The following is an 18,428-nucleotide window of genomic DNA, read 5'->3' as shown; positions in this document are numbered from 1 at the left end:
AGCGGGCGGCCGATTCGGCGAAACCGACGAGGCCCGGGGAATCTTTCATCCGGCGGACGAATCACCGCGGTCGCAGGCGCCGCGGCAGGGCCGACCGGGCCGCCGCGTACCCCACCGCGACCCGGATCCGGACCTTCGACGTGGTGACCGCCGCCCGGACCGCGTACTGCCGGGCCCGCGCGAGCATCGTGTCCACTGTGGTCATGACGCGAGCCACGCCTTCGCGGTCGTGACCTCGGCCAGCCGCTCCGGGATCGGGGTGACACCGAGGCCCGGGCCCTGCGGGACCGGCAGCCGGCCGCCTTCGAGCACGAACGGTTCGGTGATGTCGTCGGTGTAGAACCGGTCCGACGCCGAGGTGTCGCCGGGCAGCGTGAACCCGGGCAGCGACGCGAGCGCGACGTTGGCCGCCCGGCCCAGCCCGGTCTCGATCATCCCGCCGCACCAGACCGGGACGCCGTGCGCGGCGCAGACGTCGTGCACCCGCCGCGCCTCCAGGTACCCGCCGACGCGGCTCGGCTTGATGTTGACGATCCGGCACGCGCCGAGCTTGATCGCGTCGGCGGCCGAGCGGGCGGAGACGACCGACTCGTCCAGGCAGATCGGCGTCCGGATGTGCTTGGCCAGCTCGGCGTGCCCGAGCACGTCCTCCTCTTCGAGGGGCTGCTCGATCAGCAGCAGCTCGAAGGGGTCGAGCCGCTGCAGCTGCGGGACGTCCGAAAGCGTGTACGCCGTGTTGGCGTCGACCTGCAGCAGGATGTCGTCGCCGAAGCGCTCGCGGACCGCGCGTACCGGCTCGACGTCCCAGCCGGGCTCGATCTTCAGCTTGATCCGGACGTACCCGTCGTCCAGGTAGCCGCCGACGACGTCGAGGAGCTTCGGGACGGTGTCCATGATGCCGACGGACACCCCGCACGGCACGGAGTCCCGGGTGGACCCCAGCGCCGTGCCGAAGGACACGCCGTGGGCGCGCAGCTCCGCGTCGAGGACCGCCATCTCCAGCGCGGCCTTGGCCATCCGGTGGCCCTTGAACTTCGCCAGCAGCGGCGCGACCTTGTTGGCGGTGAGGTCTTCGGCGGCGAGCAGGGCCGGCACGAGGAACGTCCGCAGCACGTGCTCGACGCCGTCGACGTACTCCGAGGAGTAGAGCGGGTCGACCATCGCGCCGCACTCGCCCCAGCCCTCGCCTTCGGACGTCACCGCGCGCAGCAGCAGGAGTTCCCGTTCGGCCTGCGTGCCGAACGACGTCCGGAACGGTGCCACCAAGGGCATCCGGACGCGCAGGAGTTCGATCCCGGTGAGTTTCACGACGACTGCTCCTTCGCGACCACGTACCAGCCGGCACGATCGAATCCGACGACCGAGGCGCCGCCGGCCAGCAAACCGCCGAGCACCTCCCGCAGCGCGACCCGCCACGCCCGGCCCCGGTCGGGGTCGGTGCGCCGGAGCGCCTCGATGTCCGCCGGCACGGCGACCAGCACGACCGGCGCGTCGGCGGGCCCGGTGACCGGGCCACCGTCGGCGCCGGCGGCCAGCGCGACCGCGGCTCCCTCGGCTCGCAGTGCGGCCGCGTCGAGCCGGGCGGGCCTGCCCTCGGCGGCCGCCCGCACGGACGGGCTCGCCAGGTCCCAGACGGCCATGAGGCGGTCGGTGTCGCCCGTGCCGTTGATGCCGTCCCGCATCGGGCCGTAGAAGTCGGGCAGGTACTGCTCCGTGCGGGCGGCGAGCTTGGTCAGGTTGAAGTGGGCGTTGCGCCGCACCAGCGGGTCGAATGTCCACGAGATCACCGGGACGTCCTGGCTCAGCGCCCACGCGCGCTGGTGCAGCTTGAGCGCGAAGCCGATGCCGCGGCCGTGCCCGGCGGTGGCGACCCCGGCGATGTGGCTGTGCAGTCCTCCCTTCGCGGGACCGCCGAAGAACCCGAAGCAGGCGCCGAGGAGATCAGGCCCGTCGAACGCGCCCCCGACGTAGTTGCCCGCCGAAACCATGGCGCGCAACAGTTCGGACGTCACGGGCTGGTTGCCGGGGGCCGGACGCCAGATCGACTCGAAAAGCCGGGTCACGGCGGTCAGGTCGGCGACCTCGGCCAGGGTCCGGACGTGGACCCCCGAGGCCGTGGCGGCGGTGGCCGCGACGGCGGCCGCCTCGTCCCGCAGCGGCGGGGCTGTGTTCGTCACGACATCTGTCACGCCTCCGATCCTCTCCGGAGACCGGCCGCGGGTCACCGTTGTCCCGCACCGGATTCGCCCCGCGCGTTCGTCGCGGCGGACGAACTCCGGTGCGCCAGCACGGTTTCGGTGAGCGCGGCGAGCAGCGCGGTCCGGCGCGGCAGCTCGGCGACGACGACGTGTTCGTGGTCGGCGTGGGCGCCGCCGCCGACCGCGCCGAGGCCGTCGAGCGTCGGAATCCCCAGTCCTGCCGTGAGGTTGCCGTCGGACGCGCCGCCGACGGCCGCCTCGGTGAGGGGCCCGACGCCGAGCCCTTCCGCGAGTGTTTGGGCCAGGGCGAACAGGTCTGCCGACGCCGGCGCGTCCAGGGGTGGGCGGTTGATGCCGCCGGCGATGCGGATCCGTGCGTCCTTGTTCGAGGGCGTCAGGCTTCGGACGGCCTGGTCGACGCGGTCCTGCTCGGCGGCGTCCCACACGCGGGCGTCGACCGCGACACTCGCCGCGGCGGGCACGGTGTTGGTCGTCGTCCCCGCCGTCAGCGCGGTCGGGACGACGGTGGTCCCCCGGTCCGGGTCGGCGAGCGCGGCCACCGCGAGGATCTGGTGGGCGACCTCGATCCCCGCGTTGACGCCCTTTTCGGGTTCGAGCCCAGCGTGCGCGGCGCGACCTTCGACCTGGATCCAGTACTGGGAAACGCCTTTGCGGCGGGTCTTCAGCGCGCCGCCGTCGGCCGAGGCTTCGAGCACGAAGACCGCGTCGCAGGTCTTGGCTTCTTCCTCGATCAGCACGCGGGACCGCGGCGAGCCGATCTCCTCGTCGCCGGTGACGAGGATCGAGAGTCCGTCCCGGTCCGGTAGCGCCGCGGCGGCGTGCAGGGCCATCACGACGCCGGCCTTCATGTCGAAGCAGCCGGGTCCGCGCAGGATTCCGTCGCGGACTTCGAAGGGGTGCGTGCGCAGGGAACCCAGCGGCCACACGGTGTCGTGGTGGCCGAGCAGCAGGACGCGCGGCGGTCCGTCGCCGAACCGCCAGCGCAGGTGGGTGCAGCCGTCGGTGACGAGACGTTCGGGCTCGGCACCGAGCAGGCGGCGCCCGATCGCGGCGACGGCTTCCGCGCTGCGCGCGACGGCGTCGTGGTCGCCCGACGGTGATTCGCAGCGGACGAGCGTCTCGATGTCGTCGATCACCGCGGCTCACCTCGCAGCGGCTTGCCGGGCAGCGCTCCGGTGTTCAACTTTCCTTCGCTGACAACGGGAACTCCGGCGACGTACAGGTGCCGGACGCCGACGGACGGGCGCGTGGAGTCGGTGTAGGTGGCGGCGTCGGTGATGCGGTCCGGGTCGAGGACGACGAGGTCGGCGTCGGCCCCCACGCCCAGGTGGCCTTTGCGGCGGGCGGCGGGCGCGACGTCGTCGAGGAGCCGCGAGGGCAGGTACGAGCAGCGGCGGAACGCTTCGAGCCAGCTCCACGCCGCGGCTTCCCGGACCATCAGGCGCAGGGTCTTGGCGAAGGTGCCCGCGGTCCGCGGGTGCGTCGTGCCGCCCGGGGGCAGCGGCCACTCGGTGCTCTCGGTGCGGCCGTCCTTCCAGTAGACCGGCATGGCGTCGCTGGCGACGACGGCGTCGGGGAAGGCGAGCGCCTGGTGCAGCAGGGCGCGGTCGCGGGGGTCTTGTTCGTCCAGGAACTCGAGGAGGCACGGCGCGCCCGGGTCTTCCTCTCGCAGCTGCCGCAGGCGGGCTTCGTCGCGCACCCGCTCCCCCGTCTCGAGGATGACGACACTCGACGGCCTCAAGCCCTTCAGGCGCAGGCGGTCCGGTTCGATGAAGGCGGCGCCGACCGCGGTGCTGCCCGCGCCGTACGGGTAGGCCTCGACGGTGACGCGCGAGCCTTCGCTCCGGGCGGTTTCGAGGGTTGCGAGGACGCGGTCGATGTGGTGGCCGGAGGTGCTGTTGACGTGGCAGTGGTGCATCGCGGCGCCGGTCTCGCCCGCGGCGGCGACGATCTCGACCGAGCCGTCGACCGGGATGGCGGGGTCGACCTCGACCAGCTCGCGGACGTGGGTGTAGGTGGGCACGCCGGCCTTCGCGGCGAGGTGCGCGACGGCCATGAACTCGCCGGGCTCGGTCGCGGGCGCGTAGCCCATGAGGATGCCGATGCCGAGGGCGCCCTTCGCGAGTTCGGCTTCGAGCAGCGAAAGCCACGCGGTGAGTTCCGTCTTCGACGAACTCCGTTGCCACCGCGGGTTTCCGAGGATGGCGAGCCCGCTGTCGATGCTCGCGTCGGGAGCGATGTTCGCAAGGACCTGCGCCCGGGCGGCGCCCCAGGAGGCGGAGAATCCGTAGTGCAGCGGCCGCCCGGCCGCGGCGGCCTCGGCGTAGGCCCGGTCGATCGGCATCAGGCCGGCTTCGAGGTCGAGGGCGGTGGTGACGCCGTCCATGGCCTGCAGCCGCTGCCCGGCGACGGAGTGCACGTGGCTGTGCAGGTCGACGAACCCGGGTCCGACGACGAGCCCGCTGACGTCGACCTCCGTGGCGTCCGGGGCGTCGAGGCCCGGGCCGACGGCCTCGACCCGGCCTTGGCCGAGCAGCACGTCCGCGACGCCGTCGAACCCGCTCCCGGGGTCCACGACCCGGCCGCCCCGCAAGAGTGTGTGCACCCGTCCGCCTCCTCGTCGTCGTTCCCGGCGACGTTAGGAGGATTTGGCGCGGTGCCGTTCGTGCGTGACGACGAATCGGGGCGGCGGGGTTGATCCGCGCGGACGAACTCCCCCGGCGCCGCAGGGTCGCGAACGACTCGGTCAGGAAGGCGGCGTGACCGGAGCCAGGAGCAAACCGGTGATCGCGTCGATCAAGCCCGTCCCCGCGTCGTCCCAGGTCGCCCGAGGGGTCGGCGTCCCCTCCGCCAGCGCTCGCTCACGCTCCGCCGTCATGTGGATCATCAGCTGGCGCGCCATGTCGCTGCGCTCCGCGCGGACGTCGGCCGGCAGGCCGTCCAGGCAGCGGTTCAGCCCCTCCACCGCCCGCGCGAGCGCCGGGGACGCCAGCGACTCCTCCGCGATGATCGCCCGCAGCGCCGGGTCGGTCATCACCTGGGCGCTGAACCGGGCGAACCACGTCGGCGCGCCCAGCTCGCGCAGGTACGTCGTGCTCGGGCGGACCAGGCAGGCCACCCACTCCCGCAGCCCCGCGTCCTCGTCCGTCGCCTCGACCAGCTCCGCGCGCAGCCGCTCCATCGGCTCGGCGTGCTTGCGGACGATCGCGCGGACCAGGTCGACCTTCGTGCCGAAGTGGTAGTTGACGGCGGCGTTGTTGCCCTGCCCGGCGGCCTCGCTGATGTGCCGGTTGGACACCACCTGCACCCCGTGCTCGGCGAACAACCGCTCCGCCGTCACCAGGATGCTTTCCCGCGTCGCACTCGCGCGGGCCGCCTTCACGTTCATTTCGAAACCACCTGATCATCCACCGGCCCCCTACCTTACGGAGCCGCCACGCTGGCGAGAAATCGGCGGAGGGTGGCAGAACAGCCACTGGCCGCCCGGGCCGGCCGTTCCTAGCGTGGTCGATCATGATCGCAGTGCTCGCGCCGATCCTGATCGGCCTCCTCTACGTCGTGCTCAGCTCGCTGATCGCCGAGCCCCACCGGCGGAAGTTCAACGCCGTCGTGGTGGGCGGCGCCGGCGCGGCCTACCTCTCCGGCGGCGCGCTCGGGCCGTGGGAGCTGGTGTTCTGCGCGGTGATGACGTACGTCGCGTTCCGCGGGCTCGACTCGTGGACGTTCATCGGCATCGGCTGGCTGCTGCACACCGGCTGGGACGTCGTCCACCACCTGAAGGGCCAGCCGATCCTGCCGTTCGCGCACGACTCGTCGTTCGGCTGCGCGTTCTGCGACCCGGTGATCGCGATCTGGTGCTTCACCGGCGGCCGCTCGGTCTTCTCGTGGTTCCGGCGGGTTGGCACGCCCGGGCCGCGGGTACCCGAGCGGACATGAGCACCGATGTCGAACGCGCCGCGCACGCCTTCTGCCCCCGGTGCAATCCGGACCCGCAACCGGGCCAAGTGCTCGTCGCGCTGTGCGGCGCCCGGCATCCGTACTACGGCCGCCGCGACCGGCCGGTGAACAGCTGCCCCGCCTGCGTGCGGCTGGCCTCGGCGAACGTCTACGCCTGCGGACACCCCGGCGCCTGAGGCGGTTGTGTGAGCGCGAACAACGAGCTAACGTGAGAAATCTTCACGATGGCTGTTCCCGCTCCCCGCCCCCCGGAAGGAACACCGCCATGCGCAGCGTGTTCACCGCCCTCACGACGGCCGTTCTCGCCGCTTCCGCCCTCAGCCTCACCGCTCCCGCCGCCCACGCGGCCGGCGGCACCTTCAGCGTGTTGTCCTACAACGTCGCCGGGCTGCCCGAAGGTATCTCCAGCGCTCCCACCCCGCGCGCGCCGAGCACGACCGCCATCGGGCAGCGCCTCGGCCCGTACGACCTGGTGCACGTCCAGGAGGACTTCAACTACCACGCCAACCTGTACGCGGCCGACGCCCACCCGTACCGGACGCCGACCAGCGGCGGCGCCGGGATCGGGAGCGGCCTGAACAGCCTGTCCGCCCTGCCCGTCGACGAGCTGGAGCGCGTCCGCTGGAACTCGTGCCAGTTCGACTCGGGCGACTGCCTGACGCCGAAGGGCTTCACCTTCACCCGGCTCCGGCTCGCCGAAGGCGTCTACGTCGACGCGTACAACATCCACACGAACGCGGGCACGAACGACGGCGACCAGGTGTCGCGTGCCGCGAACCTCGCCCAGCTCACGGCGTTCATCACCACGCACTCGGCGGGCAACGCCGTCGTCGTCATGGGCGACACCAACACGCGCTACACCCGCGCCGCCGACACGATCCGGGCGTTCGCGTCCGACAACGGGCTGACCGACGCGTGGGTCCGGCTCGAACGCGGCGGCGTCCCGCCCGCCGCCGGCAGCGATCCCCTGGTGTGCGACGAAACCGCGGTCACGAACGCGTGCGAGATCGTCGACAAGGTGCTCTACCGTGGCAACAAGCTGATCACCCTCGACGCGACGTACTACAACAACGAGCACAACGCGTTCCTCGACGCGTCCGGGGCGATGCTGTCGGACCACGATCCGGTGACCGTGCGGTTCAGCTGGTCAGTCGACCCGGAGTTCCGGCTGAGCGACCGGTTCGGCGGCCCGCACGGCACGCCGTTCACCGACCTGGACCGGGTCGCGCCGGCCGCGCGGGCTTCGACGTTCACCCTGAGCGCGGGCGCCCGCCTCGACCGGATCGGCTCGACGTCGGCGGACGGCACGACGTTCAGCCACGGCGGGACCGGCGGCACCCCGCGGACCTACCGGCTGGCCGACGGCGAGTACGCGGTCTCGGCCGAACTGTGCCGAGGCAGCTACAACGGCCACACGCGGGTCTTTTCCGCGAGCATCACGACCAACCGCGGAGGCACGCTCGCCGGCGGCACACGGACGTCGGACTGCACCACCGCCACCGCACCCGACGGCTGGCAGATCGCGGGCTTCCACGGTCGTGCCGGCGACGAGGTGGACCAGCTTGGCTTCATCTACACGCGGCGCTGACCGCCGTCGGTCCACAACGGACTCAGCAGCACGGGTAGCGCGGCCACCAGGCCGAGCCCGCGTACGGCGGCCGCGACGAGGTACGGCGCCCGCAGCCCCAGTCCGTGGGCGACCAGCCCGCCGGTCAGGGTGCCGACCGGGATCAGGCCCCAGCCGAGCAGCCGGTACGCGCTGGTGACCCGGCCGAGCAGCGCGGACGGCACGAGCTGCTGCCGGAGACCGACGGTGACGATGTTCCACAGCGTCGTCGCGAAGCCGTTCACGGCGAGGAACGCGCCGAGCACGACGGCGTCGCGGCTCAGGCCGATGCCCGCGAACGCGCCGACGTTCGCCGTCAGCGCGGTCAGCAACGCCGGTCGGGACCCGATCCGAGCCACGATGCGCGCGTTGACCAGGCCGCCGAGCGCGCTGCCCAACGCGGCCCCGGCGAGCAGCAGGCCGTAGCCGCGCGCGTCGAGGTGCACGACCTGGGTGACGAGCAGGACGAGTGTCGCGGCAGCCAGCTGGCCGCAGAAGGCGTTGACGCCCACCAGGATCGCGAGCGTGCGCAACAGCCGGTGCCGCAGGAGCCACGCCAGGCCGTCGCGGACGGCGGACCGCGGCCGGGGCCCACGGGCCCGCCGCGGCAACTTCGCCACCAGGACCGCGGACACCGCGAACGAGACGGCGTCGACGCCGAACGGGAGCGCCGCCGAGACGCCGAACAGCACGCTGCCCAGGGGCGGCCCGGCGAACTGCTGGGTGACCGTCGTGATCGCCTGCTGGCGGCCGTTGGCGCGGGGCAACAGCGGCTTCGCGACCAGGTCCGGCAGGATCGCCTGGGCCGCGGTGCCGAACACGACGTCGCCCGCGCCGAGCCCGAACGCCATGGCGGCGAGGACCGGGATGCCGATCGCGTCGCGGGCGGCCAGGACGGCGGTCACGGCGACCAGCACGGCCTGCGCCGCCTGCGCGCGCCACATCAGGCCGGCCCGGTCGTGGCGGTCGGCCAGCGCACCGGCGGGCAGGGACAACAGCAGCCACGGCAGGTACGCCGCGGCCGACACGAGCGAGACGAGCCGCGGGTCGTGGGTGACCGTGACGGTCAGGAGGGGCACCGCCGCGGTGAACGCGCCGGTGCCGAGGTTGTCGATGCCGGTGGCCCACCACAGCCGCCGGTACGCCGTCGGCAGGGTCATGGTCCGATCCTCGGGGCGGGCGCCGGGTCCGGACAGCATTTAGCCCCGTGCTACATACTCGGCACCATGGCCCTGACGATCGAACTCGGCGTCGCGGAGCTGGCGGCGACCCGCTTCGCGATCTCCCCGCTGTCGGAGACGGTCGCGTGCCTGCAGCAGCTGGGCGGCCGCGACCGGCAGGCGAGCGCGCTGCCGTGGCTGCGCTGGGCGGAGGACGAGCTCGCCCGCGCACCGCTGGACCTCCCGTGGACGTGGCCGCTGATCGTGAGCGACCGGCCCAACTGGCCGGAGTTCCTGGTACCCGCTCCGCGCGGCTCCGGTCCGTCCATAAAGGACGATCTGGCCGCGCTGCGGCGGACGACCGCACGTCAGGTCCGGACCAGCCTCGGGCGGGTGTTCGGCTCCGACCTCCACGGGACCGTCGCCGAGCTGGCCGCGCACCCGGCGGCCGGGCTGAAGGCGATCGCCGGAGAGCTGCTCCGGGCGCACGACCGGCTGCTCGCCCCGCACTGGCCGAGGATCCGGGCCGTCCTCGACGCCGACGTCGCCCATCGCGCGCGGCTGCTGGCCGCGGGCGGCGCGGAACGACTGTTCGCCGGCCTGCACCCGGACTTGCGCTGGCACGCCGGAAAGCTGCTGCTCAACGGCGACCGCCGGGTGAACCAGGGTCCCGGCGGCCTCGTCCTCATCCCCGTCGTGCTCGGCTGCCCGCACGTCCTGGTCAAGCGGCGCACGTCCACGCAGACGACGGTCCGCTACCCGGCCCGCGGCCGCGGCGCCCTGTGGACGGCGGGCACCCGGCCTCCGGCGGCCGGCACGGTCCGCCTGCTCGGCCGCGCACGGGCCGGGCTCCTCGAGGCGCTGCGCTCCCCCGCCACCACCACCGATCTGGCCCGCGCCCTCGGCGTGACGCCCAGTGCGGTGTCGCAGCACCTGACCGTCCTGCGGGAGAACGGGCTGGTCGAACGGGAACGCTCCGGGCGCCAGGTCCTCTACCTGATCACGGCGCTCGGAACGGCCCTGCTCACCGGTCAACCCAGCGAGGACAGCGGCACCGCGAACACCGACCGGCCGCACGTCTGGTTCTGCGCCTGGCAGTCGGCCGTCGACCACTCCGACTGGGACCAGACCAGGCCCGTCGACCAGTCGTAGGTCAGCGCCTCCGGGTGGACCGCCCAGCAGGCTGCCGTGGAACCGCAGGTCGCCGACGTGCTCGCCGCCGTCGTCTGGGCCCAGAGCTGGCCGTTGATCGTCGCCGAGCTGTGGGCGACGTACCACTTGCCGTCGTGGGACAGGACGCCCTGCATGTTGCCGACGGAGCTGCGGAACGCCTCCGTCGCGGTCCCGGTCAGGAGGTAGTCCGCGCCCATCGGGAAGCGGTAGAGGCGGCCGTGGAGGCTCTGGTCGGAGAAGTACTCCGTCGTCACGATGCTGGCCGGGCTCGTGCTGCGGTCCAGGGAAATCGACGAGAAGCACGGCACGCCCGTGTCGGACGCCATGCTGCACGTGCCGCCCGCGTAGGTGTAGTAACCGACCTGCATCATCGCGTACTTGTACGTGTACGCGGCATATCCGCTCGAGGTCTTGCCGATCGCGTTCGACGTCGTGTCGGTCAGCTGCAGGATGTGCTTGGTGCTGAACACCCGGACCGCGGTCGAGGTGTTCCCGACGGCGGTGACGTAGACCTTGTCGCCGAGCCAGGCCATCCCGCCCATGTGGGCCTTCGCCGCGGAGAAGCTGCTGCCGGTGCTGTTCGGCACGGCCAGGTACATCATCCGGTGGGCGGCCGAAGCGGGGTCGTTGTAGTTGACGGCCTGGATCCGCGCGTCGTTGTACCGGCCGAGCGCGTCGGTGCCGTGCCAGCCGGACAGGATGACCTTGTCCGCACCCCACATGCCGTCGTCGTCGGCGTCCCCGGACGTCGTGATGCCCTGCGGGACCCAGGTCGTGCTGCCCGCGCGTTCGGAATCCCAGCACAACGACTTCGTGGCGGCCGGCGCCTTGGGCAGCGCGGCCTTCTCCGCGCTCGTGCAGCCGGTCATCGCGTAGCTGGGGTCGTTGACGACGGTGTTGAGACTGACGTTCGGCAGCGCGTTGTCGAGCGCGGTCAGCGCGGCGGCCGGCGTCGCGTGCCAGACCAGGTTCTGCTTGGTCGTGGTCGTCAGTGGGTCGCTGTAGGCGGCACTGGCCGTCCCGGGCAGCGCCAGTGCGCCGGCCACCACGGCCAGCGCCAGTAAGAGCACTTTCGGAGTTCGCATGACGCCATTGCGCCAGACGCGGATCCAAATTTCGTACAACGCTCGTACTAGTCGGCCAGCGACAGCACCGTCCGCGCCTGCTCCACCATGGCCACGTCGAGGAAGGTCCCGTCGGGCAACGCGATCGCGCCGACGCCGGCGGCCGTCGCGTCGGCCACCCGGGCGATGACCTCCCGCGCCCGCGAAACCTCCTGCGCCGTCGGCAGGAACGCCGTCCGGATCGTCTCGAGCTGCACCGGGTGGATCGCGGTCCGGCCGCGGAAGCCGAGCGCGCGACCCGCCCGGCACGACGCCGCGAGCCCGTCGAGGTCGCGGACGTTCGCGTAGGCGGACATCGCGGGCGGTGCGAGCCGGGCCGCTCGCGCCGCGACGATCACGCGGCTGCGTGCCCACGCCAGCCCGGCGTCGTCGGCGACGCCGAGGTCCGAGCGCAGGTCGGCCTCGCCGAGCCCGATCGACGCGATCCGCGGCGACGCCGTCGCGAGGTCCAGGGCCCGTTCCACCCCGAGCGCCGACTCGATCAGCGGGTGCAGCGCCCGGCCCGGCAGGGTGGCCTCGACGGCCAGGATCTCCGCCGGCGCTTCGACCTTCGGCAGCCGTACGCCGACCGCGAGCGGCAGCCGGGCGAGTGCGGCGAGGTCGGCGTCGTGCCAGGGCGTGCTCGGGTGGTTGACGCGCACCTGCACCGGCCTGGACACCGCGGCGAGCAGCTGCAAGGCGTTCGACCGGGCTTCGTCCTTTCGCGCCGGGGCGACCGCGTCCTCGAGGTCGACGAGCACGACGTCCGCCTCGGACGCCAGGGCCTTGCGCACCCGGTCCGGCCGGTCGGCCGGGGTGTAGAGGAACGTCAGCGGCGGGCTCACACCGCACCCCGTTCGCGCAGCTCGGCCACCCGCTCGGGCGAGAAACCCAGCTCCGCCAGCACGGCGTCGGTGTCGGCGCCGTGCTGGCGGCCGGTGAAGCCGATGACGCCGTCATGGCCGGACAGCCGGAACAGCGGGCCCTGCATGAGCATCGGGCCGAGGTCAGCGTCCTCGATCTCGTGGATCGTGCCGAGGGCGCGGAACTGCGGGTCCTCGACGATGTCGGCGGCGTCGTAGATCGGCGCGACGGCGGCCTGCGCTTCCTCGAACGCGGCGACGACCTCGTCGCGCGTGCGCTGCCCGATCCACTTGCCGACGGCTTCATCGAGTTCGTCGGCGTGCTGCGCTCGGTCGGCCCCGGTGGCGAACCACGGCTCGTCGGCCAGGTCGGGCCGGCCGACCATGCGGACCACGCGCTCGGCGATCGACTGGGCCGAAGTGGACACCGCGACCCACTGGCCGTCGGCCGTGCGGTAGGTGTTGCGCGGCGCGTTGTTCGTCGACCGGTTGCCGGTGCGCGGCTGAACCGTGTGCAGCTGGTCCCAGCGCGTGATCTGCGGGCCGAGCATGGCCAGCATCGGCTCGATGATCGCGGTGTCGACGACCTGCCCGCGCCCGCTGCTCGCGCGCGAGGCCAGCGCGACCATGATCGCGTACACCGTGGCCAGCGACGCGACGCCGTCGGCCAGCCCGAACGGCGGGAGCGTCGGCGGCCCGTCCGGTTCCCCCGTCGTCGCCGCGAACCCGCTCATCGCCTCGGCGAGCGTGCCGAAGCCCGGCCGGCTCCGGTAGGGGCCGAGCTGCCCGAAGCCGGTGACGCGCGCGAGCACGAGCTGCGGGTTCCAGCTCGCCAGCTCGTCGTACCCGAGGTTCCAGCGTTCGAGCGTGCCGGGGCGGAAGTTCTCGATGACGACGTCCGCCGTGGTGGCCAGGGCCAGGAACACCTCGCGGCCGCCTTCGCTGCCGAGGTCGGCGGTGACCGTGCGCTTGTTGCGGCCCAGGGTCTTCCACCACAGGTTGACGCCGTCCTTCGCGGCGCCGTGGGTGCGCGAGGGGTCGGGTTTGCGCGGGTGCTCGACCTTGATCACCTCGGCGCCCATGTCACCGAGGTGCATCGCGGCCATCGGGCCGGCGAAGAGCGTGGACGCGTCGACGACGCGCAGCCCGGCGAGGGCGCCGGCCGACCGGTCGCGGGAGACGGTCACGCCGTCACCTCCCAGGCGCAGCGGAAGCCGACCGTCGCGCTGCGGGCGAGCCCGAGGCCGGGCAGGAGGAGTTTTACGGTGTAGTCCGGTGTCTTCACGCCGCCTTCGACGTACCACTCGGAGCCTTCGGCCGCGTAGTCGCTGCCGCCCTTGAGCATCACGAAGCGCGTCCGCCCGTCGGAGTGTTCGCTCTCGGTCCAGTTCCACACGGCCGGGGTGCCACGGTTGAGGCTGTCTCCGGCCAGCTGCCATTCGTCTTCGGTGGGCAGGCGCCCACCGCGCCACGCGCAGTACGCCCGCGCGTCGTCGAGATCGACGTACGTCACCGGCTCGTCCGGGGCGCCCGCGTGCTTCTGTTTCCACTCGTAGCCGGTGGCGGCCAGGAACTCCGCGAACTGCGCGTTGGTCACTTCGGTGGCCGCGACCGCCACCGCTGTGGCCAGTTCGCCTTCGCGCTGCAGAGTGCGGGCGTCGTGCAGGCGCGGCGGGAGCGGCTTCCATTCGTCCACGTAGGGCGCTCCCTGGTACATGCCGGTCTCGCGGGCGCGGTACCGCACGGTCAGCACGTACGGCCCGGCCGGGACGACAACGGCGTCCGCGTCGGGCTTTCCAGTGGTCCTTTGTGGACTCACCCGGGTCGCGATCCGGTGCGGGAAGCGGGAATCCGGGTCATGCGGCAGCGCCGGGAGATCCGGTCGCCAGCCCTGCACCGTCGCGCCGATCCCGCGAGCCGGGACGCCGCCCAAGAGATCGGTCCCCGGCAGCGGGCCGTGGTAGTCGGTGTCGCCGCGGTTGACGAGGGTCCACAAGGTCTTGCCGTCCAGCTCCCACCGGGACGCGTAGACGCTGGCGGCTTCGGCCGCCGGGTCCAGTTCGGCCAGGGGCGTCCAGTCGCCGTCGAGCAGCAGGTCTTGCGCCGCGCGTTGGAGCGTGACCATCCGGCGGACGGTCGCGGCATCACGGGGCGACCAGCCGACCCACACGCCGAAGACGACTTCCCACACCATGACGCCGACGCCGTTGAGCCACGCCGACTGCAGCTCTTCGCTGTGGTCGCGGTGCCAGCGGCGGACGTGGTGCTGCATGTGCCGGCGCTCGTACCAGTGGGCGCGCAGGACGCCCGGGACGGGCGAATCGGCGAAGAACTGGGCCCACGACGCCGCGTGGTCCTCGATCCGCTCGACCGGCAGCTTGGACTCGCCTTCGAGGACGATGCCGGGCCGGGCGGCCTCCAGGCGGTCGACGAAGTCGGGCTCGGCCTTCTTGAGGGTGTCGAGGAAGACGCCGTCGGCTTTCAGGTCCGCGACGAGGGCCGCCAGCTCGGTGAGGTCGTCGGCGCCGCGGCGGGTGCCGACGTCCCAGGGGTTGTAGTCGACGAAGACGTGCAGCCCTTGCTCGTGCAGGGTCTCGATCAGCTCGGTGAGGCCGGGGACGTCGCGGTAGAAGTCCCACTGGTTGCGGTCGTCGAGGCCGATCACCGGGTAGGCGTGCCAGAGGACGACGGCGTCGAGGCCGCCGAAGCGGTCGCGCGCGTCGGCGAGGAAGCGTTCCGGGGTGAACCGGTGCTCGTCGAAGGAGTAGAGCAGCTCGTCCCAGAGCCAGACCTGGGCGACCGTGCGGCAGGTCTGCGCCCAAGTCGCTTGTGGACGGTCGTAGGCCGCACCGGTGTAGCCGTGACGGGCTCGGGCGTCCTCGCGCCAGTTCTCGAGGGCCTCGCGCCACGCGGGCCGGTCGGCCGGGTCCGCGGGCGCGGCGAAGATCTTGGCCGCGTCGGGATCGGGGCCGGTGACGTCGGCGGGCCGGTCGATCGGACGCGGGACGAGCGGGTCGAACGTGTAGGTCATGGCGTCTTTCCTGCGACCTCGTCTTGGCTGGGAACGGCGGCTTGGGCACCGGGCCGGGTGACCGCGAGCGCCCCGGCGACCGACGCGCGTATCGCGGCCGCGGGGAGGTCTTCGCCCTGGGCCAGCGCCGCGGCGAGGACACCGCAGAACGTGTCGCCGGCGCCGGTGGTATCGACGACGTCCACTGGGAAGCCGGGGATCCGCAAGGGTTCTTGGTCTCGCCGGAGGATCACGCACCCTTCGCCGCCGAGGGTGACGACGACGGCGGGCACCCGCTCGAGCAGCTTCTCGGGCTCGCCGGCGAGGTCGGCCGCTTCGTGTTCGTTGACCACGAGGATGTCGAGCACGGCCCAGAGCGACTCCGGCAGCTCGCGCGAGGGGGCGGCGTTGAGGATCATCCTCGCGTTCTTCTCCCGAGCCGCGGCGGCAGCCGCCACCACGTCGAGGGGGATCTCCAACTGGGCGAGCACCACGTCGGCTTCGGCGATCCGCGCGGCCTGGGCAGGGCCGATCACGACGTGGTCGTTGGCACCGGGCGCGACGACGATGGCGTTCTCGCCGTCCGGGGAGACGGTGATGAAGGCGGTGCCGGTGGGTGCTTCGGCGCGTTCGACGAGGTCGGTCCGGACCCCGGCGCCGCCGAGGGAGACGAGGAGCAGGTCGGCGCCTTCGTCTTCACCGAGGGCGCCGACGAAGGTGGTGTCGGCGCCGCAGGCGAAGGCAGCGGCAACGGCTTGGTTCGCGCCCTTGCCCCCGGGACTCCGACGCAACCGCGCACCGAGGACGGTTTCCCCGGCTTTCGGCACCCGCGGCACATCGACGGCGAGGTCGACGTTGGCCGAACCCACGACCATGACTTTTCCGTTCATATGAGTGCCACCGTCCGGGCCGCGAGGTCCGCGATCCATCGCTCCCCGCCCGGCAGCGACGTCGCGATGCGGCCGTCCAGAGGCTTGCTCCAGTACTCGTCCACCCCGCTCACCGCGCCGACCACTCCCCCGACCGTCGCGGCCACGGAATCCGTGTCCCAGCCCGCCGTCACCGCGATCGACACACTCGGCCCGAGCTCCCCGCCGCCCTTCGCGAGCGCGTAAGCGATCGTCGCCGCGTTGTTCAGCACGTGCACCCAGTGCAAGTGCCCGTACTCCGCATGAAGCCGGTCGAGTCCACTTCGGACATCGCCCTCCGACGCCGCCGAGCGGCCGAAGCGGATCGCGGACTCCAGGTCGGAGCCAGCCGGGACCACGGAGAACGCCGCGTCCAGCACCTCCTCCACCGTGTCGCACACCATCGCCGCCGAGGCGAGCGCCGCCGCCCACATCGCGCCGTACACGCCGTTGCCCGTGTGGCTGAGCCGGGCATCCGTCCACGCCAACCGAGCCGCCGAACGCACGTCGCCCGGGGACACCCAGCCGAACACGTCCGCGCGGATCAGCGCGCCGATCCACTCCCGGAACGGGTTCCGGTAGGTCGCCGTCTCCGGGACGACGCGCGCGTCGAGAAGGTTCCGGTACGCCGCGCGTTCCGCCGTGAACACCCGTCCGGCCGGCAGGTTGTCCAGCCAAAGCTGCGCGACATCCGACGTCGTGAAGTCCCGGCCGTGGTTCTCCAGCAAGGAAAGAGCGAGCATCGGGTAGTTGAGGTCGTCGTCCTCGGGCATCCCGTCGATGTTCTCTTCGAGGGACGTCGGCGCCGAACGGCGGTTCCACGGCCACCGCGCCGCGACGTCGCCGGGCAGCCCCACCGCGGTGAACCACCGGTTGAGGGGCCAGCGGCCGGTCGCCCGCAGGATCTCCTCGATGCCCTCCCGCGGGATCTTCTCCACGGGCTTGCCGAGCAGGCACCCGGCGGCCCGGCCGGTCCACGCGTCCAGCTCACGCCCACGCGACCCCCGAGGCAGCGAAGGCGCGGCAGGCAGCGCGAGCGAATCAAAGGAAGGTTCGGCGACCGGCGCGTCCAGCTCGTCCAGCAGCTCGCGCGCCAGAGAACGCAACGCGGGCATCGCGGGACCCGCGCCGCTGACGGCCGGCGTGGCCGAGCCACCCGCCGCGACCCACCGCTCCCGCACCGCGGTGACGTCCTTGCCCTCGGCGAGGGACTGCACCAGCTCGTGCGGGAGCAGGTCCTCGGGCTGGGCCCAGGTCAGCCTCACGCCGGCTCCCCGAGGAAGGCCGCCCGGGCCGCGGCCCGCTCGCGGTCGGCCCGCAGGATGTCCGCGGCCGCCGACGCCAGCAGGTCCCCGGTCTCCCGCAGGTCCATCCGGCTCGCCTCGCCGATCGTGTCGACCCAGTCCTTCGGGACGACGGCGGTCCCGCCGAGGCCGGCGCACAGCGCACCCGCCATCACGGCGATCGAGTCGGCGTCGCGGCCGTAGTTCACGGCGGCGAGCACCGCACCGCGGAAGTCTCCCCGGTGTGCGAGGACGAACGCCACCGCGGCGGGCAGCTCCTCGATGGACTTCGTCCGCGACGGGCGCCGCGCGTCCATCGACATCTCCCGGTACTTCGGCCCCACCGAGTCGAACGGCGCGACCGTCTCCCGGACGAGCGCGGCGAGGGCCCGCTCTTCGTCGTCGGTGGCCGGGGGGACGGTCCGGCCACCGAACTCCGTGACGACGGCCCGCAGCGCCGCCGCGGTCCCGTCGTGCGCGACGTCCAGCCCGGCCGCGACGACGTCGTCGAGCGACGCGCCCGGCGCGACACTGGCCGCCACCATCGCGGCCAGCACGCCCGCCGCCTCGCGGCCGTAGCTCGACTGGTGCGCGCCGGTGAGGTCGATCGCCTCGGCGTACGCCGCCCGCGCGTCACCCGCGTTGACGACGCCCACCGGGGCGACGTACATCGCCGCGCCGCAGTTGACCACGTTGCCCACGCCGGCTTCGCGTGGGTCGACGTGTCCATAGTGGAGTCTCGCGACGATCCACTTCTCCGCCAGGAAGACCCGCTGCAGCAGCAACGCGGTCGACTCCAGCTCCGGCACCCAGCGCGGCTCGCCGATCATGAGCGGCACCAGGTCCTCGGCCATCGCGTACGCGTCGAGGTGCGCGCGGCGCTTCGCGTACACCTCGACGAGTGCCCGCGTCATGAGGGTGTCGTCGGTGATGTGCCCGTCGCCCTTGTGGTAGGGCGCGATGGGCCGGGCGGTCCGCCAGTCCGGGTACCACGGCCCGACGACACCGGTCACCCGGCCGCCGTGCCGCTCTTCGATCTGTTCGGGCGTCCACCCTTCGGTGGCGCCGCCGAGGGCGTCCCCGACGGCCGCACCGGTGATCACCGCGACGGCCCGGTCTTCCAGCCAGGTCAAGAATCCGCTCCTG

17 protein-coding genes are annotated in these 18,428 nt (G+C 72.8%); 4 read left to right on the top strand and 13 right to left on the bottom strand.

Annotated features, from left to right (window positions below; genetic code table 11):
• Window positions 1-61: 61 nt before the first annotated feature.
• The 6 genes from AB0M59_RS45380 to AB0M59_RS45355 all read right to left on the bottom strand — a co-directional run bounded on the left by AB0M59_RS45380 (window position 62) and on the right by AB0M59_RS45355 (window position 5,607).
• A complete protein-coding gene (locus AB0M59_RS45380) occupies window positions 62-205 on the bottom strand; it encodes a hypothetical protein (protein WP_364628122.1) in 144 nt (47 codons plus the stop codon).
• Window positions 202-1,308 carry an o-succinylbenzoate synthase gene (gene menC, locus AB0M59_RS45375; RefSeq protein WP_364628120.1) on the bottom strand — a complete coding sequence of 369 codons (1,107 nt, stop codon included), beginning with the start codon at window positions 1,306-1,308 and terminating at the stop codon, window positions 202-204. Before menC ends, AB0M59_RS45380 begins: the two co-directional genes overlap by 4 nt.
• Window positions 1,305-2,189 (bottom strand): GNAT family N-acetyltransferase, encoded by an 885-nt coding sequence (locus AB0M59_RS45370; RefSeq protein WP_364628118.1) that lies wholly within the window; start codon window positions 2,187-2,189, stop codon window positions 1,305-1,307. Before AB0M59_RS45370 ends, menC begins: the two co-directional genes overlap by 4 nt.
• Window positions 2,190-2,221: 32 nt before the next feature.
• Window positions 2,222-3,355, bottom strand: coding sequence for a M20 family metallopeptidase (locus AB0M59_RS45365; protein WP_364628116.1), 1,134 nt, complete (start codon window positions 3,353-3,355; stop codon window positions 2,222-2,224).
• Window positions 3,352-4,824 carry an amidohydrolase family protein gene (locus AB0M59_RS45360; protein WP_364628114.1) on the bottom strand — a complete coding sequence of 491 codons (1,473 nt, stop codon included), beginning with the start codon at window positions 4,822-4,824 and terminating at the stop codon, window positions 3,352-3,354. The genes AB0M59_RS45365 and AB0M59_RS45360 overlap by 4 nt, the downstream gene beginning before the upstream one ends.
• A gap of 141 nt (window positions 4,825-4,965) precedes the next feature.
• Window positions 4,966-5,607 carry a TetR family transcriptional regulator gene (locus AB0M59_RS45355; protein WP_364628112.1) on the bottom strand — a complete coding sequence of 214 codons (642 nt, stop codon included), beginning with the start codon at window positions 5,605-5,607 and terminating at the stop codon, window positions 4,966-4,968.
• A 125-nt stretch (window positions 5,608-5,732) separates the two neighbouring features.
• Between AB0M59_RS45355 and AB0M59_RS45350 the strand changes: the two genes are divergently transcribed.
• From AB0M59_RS45350 to AB0M59_RS45340, 3 genes are all read left to right on the top strand, one after another.
• Window positions 5,733-6,155: a DUF6010 family protein gene (locus AB0M59_RS45350; RefSeq protein WP_364628111.1), complete on the top strand. Its 423-nt coding sequence runs from the start codon at window positions 5,733-5,735 to the stop codon at window positions 6,153-6,155.
• Window positions 6,152-6,352, top strand: a complete 201-nt coding sequence (locus tag AB0M59_RS45345; RefSeq protein WP_364628109.1) for a hypothetical protein — start codon at window positions 6,152-6,154, stop codon at window positions 6,350-6,352. The genes AB0M59_RS45350 and AB0M59_RS45345 overlap by 4 nt, the downstream gene beginning before the upstream one ends.
• An 89-nt stretch (window positions 6,353-6,441) precedes the next feature.
• The gene (locus tag AB0M59_RS45340; protein ID WP_364628107.1) at window positions 6,442-7,764 is read left to right on the top strand and encodes a jacalin-like lectin; all 1,323 of its coding nucleotides are present in this window, start codon (window positions 6,442-6,444) and stop codon (window positions 7,762-7,764) included.
• Here the strand turns inward: AB0M59_RS45340 and AB0M59_RS45335 are convergent.
• On the bottom strand, window positions 7,749-8,942 hold the full coding sequence (locus tag AB0M59_RS45335; RefSeq protein ID WP_364628105.1) for an MFS transporter: 1,194 nt from the start codon (window positions 8,940-8,942) through the stop codon (window positions 7,749-7,751). The two genes, AB0M59_RS45340 and AB0M59_RS45335, sit on opposite strands and share 16 nt — an antisense overlap.
• 66 nt (window positions 8,943-9,008) lie before the next feature.
• Here AB0M59_RS45335 and AB0M59_RS45330 point away from each other — a divergent pair, with 66 nt between their 5' ends.
• Window positions 9,009-10,094: a DUF5937 family protein gene (locus AB0M59_RS45330; protein WP_364628103.1), complete on the top strand. Its 1,086-nt coding sequence runs from the start codon at window positions 9,009-9,011 to the stop codon at window positions 10,092-10,094.
• 1,153 nt (window positions 10,095-11,247) lie between these two features.
• Here the strand turns inward: AB0M59_RS45330 and AB0M59_RS45325 are convergent.
• From AB0M59_RS45325 to AB0M59_RS45300, 6 genes are read right to left on the bottom strand one after another with little or no spacing between them, the layout of a single operon-like run.
• Window positions 11,248-12,063, bottom strand: coding sequence for a CoA ester lyase (locus tag AB0M59_RS45325; protein ID WP_364628101.1), 816 nt, complete (start codon window positions 12,061-12,063; stop codon window positions 11,248-11,250).
• The gene (locus AB0M59_RS45320; RefSeq protein ID WP_364628099.1) at window positions 12,060-13,268 is read right to left on the bottom strand and encodes a CoA transferase; all 1,209 of its coding nucleotides are present in this window, start codon (window positions 13,266-13,268) and stop codon (window positions 12,060-12,062) included. Before AB0M59_RS45320 ends, AB0M59_RS45325 begins: the two co-directional genes overlap by 4 nt.
• Entirely contained in the window at window positions 13,265-15,112 is a 1,848-nt protein-coding gene (locus AB0M59_RS45315) for an SUMF1/EgtB/PvdO family nonheme iron enzyme (protein WP_364628097.1), read from the bottom strand. The genes AB0M59_RS45320 and AB0M59_RS45315 overlap by 4 nt, the downstream gene beginning before the upstream one ends.
• A complete protein-coding gene (locus AB0M59_RS45310) occupies window positions 15,109-15,981 on the bottom strand; it encodes a ribokinase (protein ID WP_364628095.1) in 873 nt (290 codons plus the stop codon). The genes AB0M59_RS45315 and AB0M59_RS45310 overlap by 4 nt, the downstream gene beginning before the upstream one ends.
• Window positions 15,978-17,264 carry an ADP-ribosylglycohydrolase family protein gene (locus AB0M59_RS45305; protein ID WP_364628093.1) on the bottom strand — a complete coding sequence of 429 codons (1,287 nt, stop codon included), beginning with the start codon at window positions 17,262-17,264 and terminating at the stop codon, window positions 15,978-15,980. The genes AB0M59_RS45310 and AB0M59_RS45305 overlap by 4 nt, the downstream gene beginning before the upstream one ends.
• A complete protein-coding gene (locus tag AB0M59_RS45300) occupies window positions 17,261-18,415 on the bottom strand; it encodes an ADP-ribosylglycohydrolase family protein (RefSeq protein WP_364628091.1) in 1,155 nt (384 codons plus the stop codon). The genes AB0M59_RS45305 and AB0M59_RS45300 overlap by 4 nt, the downstream gene beginning before the upstream one ends.
• Window positions 18,416-18,428: the final 13 nt, after the last annotated feature.

Source organism: Amycolatopsis sp. NPDC051371, from assembly GCF_040682155.1.
Lineage (GTDB): Bacteria > Actinomycetota > Actinomycetes > Mycobacteriales > Pseudonocardiaceae > Amycolatopsis.
This window is presented reverse-complemented; position numbering and strand designations above follow the sequence as displayed.